The 8,432-nt window shown below is 59.5% G+C and carries 8 protein-coding genes; all 8 read right to left on the bottom strand.

The genetic code is table 11. The annotated features are described in order from the left end of the window. Window positions 1-473: ABC transporter permease (locus JJ869_RS06555; RefSeq protein WP_292265455.1), on the bottom strand; the 473-nt coding region annotated here is incomplete at its 3' end. Between the two features lie 75 nt (window positions 474-548). After that, on the bottom strand, window positions 549-1,148 hold the full coding sequence (locus JJ869_RS06550) for a hypothetical protein (protein WP_292265454.1): 600 nt from the start codon (window positions 1,146-1,148) through the stop codon (window positions 549-551). Between the two features lie 179 nt (window positions 1,149-1,327). Next, the gene (locus tag JJ869_RS06545) at window positions 1,328-3,067 is read right to left on the bottom strand and encodes an alpha/beta hydrolase (protein WP_292265453.1); all 1,740 of its coding nucleotides are present in this window, start codon (window positions 3,065-3,067) and stop codon (window positions 1,328-1,330) included. Window positions 3,068-3,177: 110 nt separating this feature from the next. Continuing rightward, complete coding sequence (locus tag JJ869_RS06540) at window positions 3,178-3,468, bottom strand: 4a-hydroxytetrahydrobiopterin dehydratase (protein WP_292265452.1); 291 nt, start codon at window positions 3,466-3,468, stop codon at window positions 3,178-3,180. Next, the gene (locus JJ869_RS06535) at window positions 3,465-4,664 is read right to left on the bottom strand and encodes a GNAT family N-acetyltransferase (RefSeq protein ID WP_292265451.1); all 1,200 of its coding nucleotides are present in this window, start codon (window positions 4,662-4,664) and stop codon (window positions 3,465-3,467) included. The genes JJ869_RS06540 and JJ869_RS06535 overlap by 4 nt, the downstream gene beginning before the upstream one ends. Window positions 4,665-4,712: 48 nt before the next feature. Next, complete coding sequence (locus JJ869_RS06530) at window positions 4,713-5,468, bottom strand: glycerophosphodiester phosphodiesterase family protein (RefSeq protein WP_292265450.1); 756 nt, start codon at window positions 5,466-5,468, stop codon at window positions 4,713-4,715. After that, entirely contained in the window at window positions 5,465-5,926 is a 462-nt protein-coding gene (locus tag JJ869_RS06525; protein WP_292265449.1) for a RidA family protein, read from the bottom strand. Before JJ869_RS06525 ends, JJ869_RS06530 begins: the two co-directional genes overlap by 4 nt. Window positions 5,927-6,019: 93 nt before the next feature. Next, the gene (locus JJ869_RS06520) at window positions 6,020-8,191 is read right to left on the bottom strand and encodes a PBP1A family penicillin-binding protein (protein WP_292265448.1); all 2,172 of its coding nucleotides are present in this window, start codon (window positions 8,189-8,191) and stop codon (window positions 6,020-6,022) included. Window positions 8,192-8,432 lie beyond the last annotated feature (241 nt).

Raw genomic sequence — 8,432 nt, 5'->3', positions numbered from 1 at the left:
TGGATTGCGAAGATCAGCACGAGCATCATTGCAAACCAGAAGTTCGGAATTGCGACACCAAGTTGGGTCGCGCCTGTGACCGCCAGATCGCCCGGTCCTCCGCGACGTGCGGCCGCAAAGATACCAGCGGGAAATGCGATGAGCGTGGACAGGGTCAGCGCGTAGAGCGCCAGCGGCAAGGACACCCACATCCGGTCCGCGATCATCTGCGCTACGGGAGTGCGATAGGTGTAGGATGTGCCGAAATCGCCCGTCAGCATTCCGCCGACCCAACTCAGGTAGCGGTCGAGTTTGGACTGGTCCAATCCAAGCTCTGCGCGCAACGCGGCCACCGTGTCGGGCTGTGCGTTGATGCCCAACATGAAACTGGCGGGATCGCCGGGCGCTATCTCGACCACGGCGAAAATGACCACCGAGGCCACAATCAGGCTTATGGCAAGTGAGATCAGTCGTTTGACAATATAGCCCAGCATCGCGGGCAGGTTAGGCGAAGCCCACGGGCAAGGGAACGCAGAAAACGAAGCCGCCCTTGCCCTGATGGCGTGTGATCAACTGACCGGGGCGACCCGTTTCGGTCGTATCGACCGTGCGCTTTCTTTCGGTGTGACGGGGTTTATCGCAGCTTCGTATGGCAACACGCCTTCGCGAAGGGCGGCTTGATGGATCACAAAGCCAAGCTGCGGTTCCAGCAGCATCAGCCACGCCAGTTTGAACCCAGACAAGCGCGTGATTCCGGACAGCCCAACCGAACGCAGGAAATGCCGCGTTCCCATGGCGCAGAGGGGTGAGGTGTGGGCGTCCTCGATCAGAATGTCGAACCGCATCTTCCCACGGCGCAGATCGCGGGCAATGGATGTGACATCGCTCCATCGTGCCTTGATCTGGCGTCGTTGATCCAAAGCGGTCTTGGCTTCTGTAAAGGCGGCAAAGGGACATGCCGCCTCGGAATGATAGCCGCGGGATTTGCCGGTCGAAAATACGAACCAAAGCAATTCACCCCGCGTCGTGATCGCACGGTAGGCATATTGGCTGCCATCGTCGGATACGACCTTGTGCGCTGTGTCATAGAAGAGCGAGATCCAATCCGATCTCAGAGGTATGAAGTCGCCGCCCAGAGCTATGATATCCCGATCAATAAGGGACGTCATTTGACGCTCCCGCGCCAAGCGCTCGTAGGCAGCGACCTTCGTTATAATGTTTGGCATTACAAAGGCTTCTCTAAAAAGATTTTGATACTGAAAAGGCTCAGTAAGGTGACTTTAGGGAAGTCCAGTGAAGCGCAATATCCCCATATGGGGACAAAGTGTCTGCGCAACCGGTTTTCTGGTCAGATCGTCGGGATCGAATATGTCCGGTCGTAGGGTTTCACGTCCAGACCTGCGGCACGGGCGACCATCCATGGCCAGCTTGAGATATGCTGGTAATGCCCTCTGTCATTGAACAGGGTGTAGCTGGCGTTCGGAAGATGCTTCGACAATAGCTCGCCGCCCTGCGCCGGAGCCACGTTGTCGTCCGCACCATGGTAAATTCCGACTTGGGCCAAGATATGACTGACATCAAAATCCCAACCGCGAGAGTTCAGCAGGTTTTCCTCGACCATGCCATTGACGCCCCCTGCTGTGCGTTCTTCCAGCATCTTCGAGGATCGGAGGCCGATGGTCGGGTGAGACAGGAGCTCCACATCATGGGCGCTTGGCGTGCGGTTGCAATAGCGTTCCATATAGCGGGGCGCGTTCTGGATGATTGACCGCACGAGGAACGGAATCAATTGTCGGAACATCGCGGGCCAGCGCTGTGCGAGCACGGCTGACAGATGGTAGAACTGGTCCAGTTCGCGCCAGTTGTCGTGCTTGTAGACGGGATAGCTGGGTGAGGACAGCAGCACCTTTCTAATGCGTCCCGGCATTTCATGCGCGGTGGCCAACGCGATGCCCGATCCGAAGGAAAAACTCATCAGGGACACCTGATCGTAGCCCAAAGCATCGAACAGGCATTCCAGATCAGGCGCGAATTCGCGCAGGCTAGTCATCTTCTTGAAATCCGACCGGTAGATCCCCGGCCGGCAGGGCATGATCAAGCGCACGCCGTAATAATCGAGATGCTCAAGGTACTGGCGGGGAAATCCGGTCAGGTCGATCGACGACCCCGACAATGCATCGAAGAGCACCACTGGCATGCCGTCCTCAGGCCCAAGTATGAAGTATTCGAGCATCCGCCCATCCGGCAGCCGCAGCAATCGCCTTACCTGAAACCGTTCCGCATCGGTCGTTTCGCGTTGCCGGAACATTGACAACGGGCTTTTCGCGATGGTGTTGATAAGATCGACCTGACTGCTGATGCCGGTCTTTTCGAACACCCGCTTGAGATAGGTGCGCCCGGATTCGTAGCTGATCCCCATCGACTCGCTGGCTTTGCGCAGGTCGCTTGTGTCCATCAGCGCGCGTACGAGGGCCTGTTCGCGCAATGTCAGATCATGGGCACTGGCCAAGGCGCGCAAACCATCGGCGGTGTTGGGATTGGTGGCGACCAGAACCGCCGCGGCTTTGGCCGGAAAACCCATACGAATGGCTTCCTGTCGGGGCAGCAGTAGGTAGGTCGTTTCGCTTTCGCGCGTCATCAGGGATTGCGGCGTTTCGATGTGATTGGTCTCGGACACCCAGCGGGACAGCGTTTGTGCCTTGGCCTCGTGTTTGTCGGAACTGCCCGCCGGGAGCAGCTTGATCGGCGCGTCCAGCGCCAACCCGGTTTCCCGCATGGCCTGATTGATAACCAACGGTGCGCCGCTGTCGTCGACCAGAGCGATTCCAACGGCGAAGGTGCCCAGAACCGCTTCGAGATCGGATTCCCGTTCCTGCAGGTGCACCATCTTTTCCGAGATTTGGATGGCCCGGCGGAAATGAACCATAAGGTCGCTCAAATCATACCGCTGATCGGCCTCGATCATGCGGCCATCGGCGGCCATCTGCACCTGCTCGGTCAATTCGAGGATCAACTCAGGCAGAAGCGAATTATCGAGCGACGCCTCGTAAACAAGATGGGTCAGGCGTTCATTCGTCGAAAGGGACATCACAATCACACAGATTTAATTTACCTGTATGACGCTAACAGACCCTGTTTCGTCTGCGCACTGAAAAAACTGTGAATTTCCTGAAGCTGTGCCTTGAGGGCAGAGGAACCCTAGAGACTGTCCAGTTTCCGGGCAAGTTTGGCATCCAGAGACGACAGCCCGTCCACGTCATGCGTTGTCAGCGTGACCTCGACCCTGTTGTAGACGTTGAACCATTCGGGATGGTGGTTCCATTTCTCAGCCCAGAGCGCGGCCCGTGCCATCCAGCCGAACGCCTCGGTGAAATCCTTGAATTTATAGGTCTTGGTGATCGCATCCTTGCCATCGACAAGCGACCAACCAGCCTCCAGCAGAGGGCCAAGAACAGTCTTGCGCGCGGTGTCTGAGAGTTTTTCGGTCATTCGTGGTCCTCTGTCTTGTCTTTGCGGAAGGGGCCGTAACTGGTCAGAACTTCGATATCCTGCCCGACCGCCTCTGCTTCGGCGTCAAGATAACGCGCAATCGCGTCCGAGAAACCGGGATCGCCGATCCAGTGCAGTGAATGGGTGTAAACCGGCAGGTATCCGCGTGCCAGCTTGTGTTCGCCCTGCGCCCCCGCCTCAACGCGGGATTGGCCATGCGCAATCGCGTAATCCATCGCCTGATAATAACACAGCTCGAAATGCAGACAGGGATGGTCCTCGACGCAGCCCCAATAGCGGCCATAGAGCGTGTCGCGCCCGATGACATTCATGGCACCTGCGACCCAGCGTCCGTCACGTTCGGCCAGCACCAGCAGGATGTCGTCCCGAAGCCGCTCTTGTGCCAAGTCGAAAAACTTGCGGGTCAGGTAGGGCGTCCCCCATTTGCGCGCGCCAGTGTCCTGGTAAAATGCCCAGAACGCATCCCAGTGGTCTGGCTGGATTTGGTCGCCAGTGAACTGGTGGATCGTCCCGCCGAACCCCTGCGCCCGTTCGCGTTCCTTTCGGATCGTCTTGCGTTTGCGCGAACTCAGGTCGGCAAGGAACACGTCGAAATCGGCATAGCCCCGGTTTTCCCAATGGTATTGCTGCGTCCGCCGACGCAGTAGCCCGATCTGCTCCCCGGCGATCGCTTCGGCTTCGGTGCAGAAGGTGATGTGAAGCGACGAAAGCTGGTTCTCGGACGCGACCTGCACCGCGCCCTGAACAAGCGCGCTGATGCCTTCGGCCTCGAAACCCGGACGGGTCAGGAAACGTCGGCCCGTGGCAGGGGTGAAAGGCACCGCAATCTGAAGCTTCGGATAGTACCGTCCCCCCGCGCGTTCCCATGCATGCGCCCAGTTGTGGTCAAAGATGTATTCACCCTGACTGTGGCTTTTTGCATAAAGCGGCGCGCAGGCGATGATCTGGCCGTCCATCTCGGCGGTCATGTAGCGCGGGTCCCACCCCGTGCCTGCCCCGACCGACCGGCTGTCCTCAAACGCCTTAAGCCAGCGATAGGTGGTGAAGGGATCATATGCCCTCCCGCCATCGGCCACTTCGGGGCAAGCACAGGCATCCCAATCCTCTGCCGCGATCTGAGACAGGGAGCCGTGCATCGAAATGGCGATTGTGGGCGCGTCAGTTGGGTCGGACATGTCCGTTCCTTGGTTACGCGGTGCTACGTGGGTCTGATGAGGCGCGGATCAAGCCGCGTAGCCTTCAAACGTGATATTGTCGGCAACCTTGCGGGCCATCTCTTCCTGCTCTGCGCTGCGGATCGTCCAGCACAGGATCGGCACACCCCGAGCTTTGAGTTGTTCCACACGTGGCGCGTCCAGATTCGCATGGTCGTGGCTGAGGAAATCGGCACCCATCTCTTCGAAACCGGGAATCGTGGCCAGCTCGGCCCGGCGATCCACCGGCACATGCGGCTCGTCGATCTTGCGCCACGCGCAGCCGATGATCCCACGCGGTGTGTCTGGCGACAGTTCCGCCACCTTGGCGACCATGGTGGGGTTAAAGGACATCAGGGCGAACGCGCCGTCATAGCCCTTGAGAACATCCAGCGCCGCCCGTTCCAACACGCCATCGGTTTCGCCCATCGCGCCATGCTGGTCCTTCAGCTCGATCAACAGCGGCACCGCGCCGTTCACCTGTTCCAGGACCTGTGTCAGCGTCGGGATCCGGTCGGTGCCGCCCTTGATCGTCAACGTCTGAAGCTCGGCCGCATCCCGGTTCCGCACCGCGCCTGTCTCGGTTGTCAGACGGCTCAGCGTGTCGTCATGAAACACCATCGCAACGCCGTCGCGCGACAATTGCAGGTCAAGCTCGATCGGATACCCGGCAGCAATCGCGGCGGCAAAGGCTGAGGGGCTGTTTTCGATTACCCCTTCGGCCTTGTTGTGCAAGCCGCGATGCGCAATCGGACGGGTCAGAAACGCGGACGGCAGGCGGGTCATAGCAGTTCGAAAATCCCTTCGATTTCGACAGCAACGCCAAAGGGCAAAGACGCAGCAGACACGGCAGAGCGCGCATGACGACCGTTGTCGCCCAGCACATTGACCATCAGGTCGGACGCGCCGTTTACCACTTTGGGCTGATCGCCGAAATCGGCGGTGGAATTTACAAAACCCACCAGCTTGACCACGCGCACCCGGCTCAGATCACCACCGGCGGCTTTGCGCGCCTGTGACAGCAATGCCAGAGCGCAATATTTCGCGGCCTCAGCCCCCGCCTCTGCATCCAGATCAGCGCCCAGCTTGCCCTTGATGAGTCCATCCGGCCCTGTCGGCAATTGACCCGAGACATAGACCTGGTTTCCGGTCTGCACGAACGGCACGTAATTGGCCGCCGGGGCCGGAGCATCCGGCAAGGTCAGGCCAAGTTCGGCAAGGCGGGCGTCGATGGCATTGGTCATGGTGTCTCCCCTTTTTCGTTTGTCCGGACGCTATTGCGCACCGTCGGAAATGGGAAGGGGAAAGACGACCGCCTTCCCCACGACAGCGACCTGTCAGTTCCGTCCGAGAATATCGCGCAAGATCTGGTTCAGTGCGTTCTCAAGCGCGTTGCCGCCCTGATCGCGCTGGCGGGCGGGCTGCTGTTGTTGTGGCTGCTGTGGTTGCGCCACCTGTCGCGGCGGGGTCGGTTCGATCATCGGCAGGGGGCGCACTGGCAACCCGTTATGCACGCGCACCATCGCCTCGTGCCAGATCTCGGCGGGCAGGCCGCTGCCCGTCACACCGGCAAGCGGCGTGTTGTCGTCATACCCCATCCAGACACCGGTCACGTAATCCGCGGTAAAGCCAATGAACCACGCATCGCGCGCCTCTTGCGAGGTGCCTGTTTTACCGGCCACCTGACGGTCGCCCAGTTTTGCCCGACCCCCGGTGCCTTCGGTGATCACCTTTTCCATCATCCAGATCAGCTGGCGTGACGCCTCTTCATTGATGACACGTTCTCCGATACCGCCACCGCTGCCCATCATGGGGTGGTCCTCGCCAACCAGTCGAAGTTCCACGAGGCCATAGGGCGTCACGGACGATCCGCCGTTCAGGATACCGGCATAAGCCCCGGTCATTTCGAGAAGCGACGCCTCTGACGCGCCTAGGGCCAAAGCGGGCGTGTCGGTCAAAGAGCTTTGGATACCGAAATCCTCGGACACTTTACGGACCAGATCGCGGCCCACGGATTCCGAGATTTTCACCGCCGGGATGTTCAGGCTCTTGGCCAGTGCTTCGGTCAAGGTGACCGACCCGTAGTAATTGCCTGAATAGTTCTCGGGGCACCATCGGCCCGAGCCCGGGATGTTCATGCAGAAGGGCTCATCCGTTACCCGGTCATACGGGCTGTACCCCAGTTCCAAAGCGGTCGCATAGACGAACGGTTTGAACGCCGACCCGGTCTGCCGCTTGGCCTGCGTCGCGCGGTTGAAGACGCCCGAGACGTTGGTCTGTCGCCCGCCCACCATGCCGCGTACTGCCCCGTCGGCAGACATCACCACAATCGCCGCCTGCGCCTTGGACCCTTCACGCACCTTGGTTGCAAAGACCGTCTTGATCGCGTCTTCCGCCGCCTTCTGAATGCGCTGGTCAAGGGTTGTGGAAATCACCACATCCTCGGTCGTGTCGCGGGTGAAGAAGTCCGGGCCGGACTGCATGACCCAATCCGCGAAATAACCCCCAGTTTGCGTCTTGGCCTTGTCCGACAGCGTTGCAGGGTTCGCCTGCGCGGCCCGTGTCTGTTCGTCGGTCAGGAAACCCTGTTCATTCATCAACCGCAGCACGGTCGCCGCCCTTGCCTGTGAGCGTTCAAGGTTCGATGTCGGTGCAAGGCTCGATGGCGCGGTCAGCAAACCGGCGATCATCGCACCTTCTTGCGGTGTCAGGGCCGACGCGGGTTTCGAGAAATACCGCTCCGCCGCCGCTGCCGCACCATAAGCGCCACCGCCCATATAGGCGCGGTTCAGATAGATCGAGAGGATCTCGTCGTTGGTGTACTTGATCTCCATGGCAAGCGCGTAGACCGCTTCCTTGGCCTTGCGGTAGAGCGACCCGCGACGGCAATCGGCCACATACTCGGCCTCATTCTTCCAGTCGTTCGGGTCATAGGTGACACCCAGACAAAGCAGTTTTGCGGTCTGTTGCGTGATCGTCGACCCGCCATGCCCCGACAACGGCCCGCGCCCTTCGGACAGGTTGATCCTTACCGCCGATGCCACACCGCGCGGAGAAATGCCGAAATGGCTGTAAAAGCGTCGGTCTTCGGTGGCGATCACCGCGTTCTTCAGATGCGGCGAAACGGTGTCCGCCGTCACCACTTCGCCGAACTGGTCGCCGCGCCATGCAAAAGCAACGCCGTCGCGATCCAAAAGCTGCACTGACCCGCGTGCGCGACCGTCGAGCGCATCCGAGACTTCGGGCAGCGTGGTGTATTCGTAGCCGACAAAGCCTGCGACGATAATCGCGGCCACGAGGCCCGCACGTACAAACAGGCGAAAGAAAAAGCGAAACACCCAGCCGATGATCCCGGTCAAAAAGCCGATGATCCCGCCGCGTTTGGCTTTGGCGCGGGTCGGCTTGCGCTTGGCCGGGGCGGCCTTGCGTGGCTGAGACGCTTTGGTTGGCGTCTTGGGATATCGCCGGTCAGCGACCAGACGGTTCTTCCCGCGTCGTGAATCAGTCATGGCGCCCGCCTGTGATGCTGCTCTTTTTTATTAATTTAGTGAGTTTCACAGTCGATGTGGACTGGTCAAGAACACGTTACCTGGTTTTTTAATTGATTAAAAAACGTGCATTCATACAAAATTGTGCAAAATTTGTGCAACATGAAGGGGCCCGACCCATTTCACCCGGCCTCAAATCTTCCCTTCCCCTCCTACCTGCCTCTTTTCTGCGCATGCAAACAAGATCGACCTGCAAGGGAAA

The organism is Marivita sp., from assembly GCF_017643905.1.
GTDB lineage: Bacteria > Pseudomonadota > Alphaproteobacteria > Rhodobacterales > Rhodobacteraceae > Marivita.
The sequence above is the reverse complement of the archived record's forward strand: the minus strand, read 5'-3'. Positions and strand labels throughout refer to the sequence as shown.

Coding starts and splice junctions, on each gene's coding strand:
- JJ869_RS06550 (WP_292265454.1), bottom strand. CDS start 1,148: ATGACGTCCCTTATTGATCGGGATATCATAGCTCTGGGCGGCGACTTC.
- JJ869_RS06545 (WP_292265453.1), bottom strand. CDS start 3,067: ATGTCCCTTTCGACGAATGAACGCCTGACCCATCTTGTTTACGAGGCG.
- JJ869_RS06540 (WP_292265452.1), bottom strand. CDS start 3,468: ATGACCGAAAAACTCTCAGACACCGCGCGCAAGACTGTTCTTGGCCCT.
- JJ869_RS06535 (WP_292265451.1), bottom strand. CDS start 4,664: ATGTCCGACCCAACTGACGCGCCCACAATCGCCATTTCGATGCACGGC.
- JJ869_RS06530 (WP_292265450.1), bottom strand. CDS start 5,468: ATGACCCGCCTGCCGTCCGCGTTTCTGACCCGTCCGATTGCGCATCGC.
- JJ869_RS06525 (WP_292265449.1), bottom strand. CDS start 5,926: ATGACCAATGCCATCGACGCCCGCCTTGCCGAACTTGGCCTGACCTTG.
- JJ869_RS06520 (WP_292265448.1), bottom strand. CDS start 8,191: ATGACTGATTCACGACGCGGGAAGAACCGTCTGGTCGCTGACCGGCGA.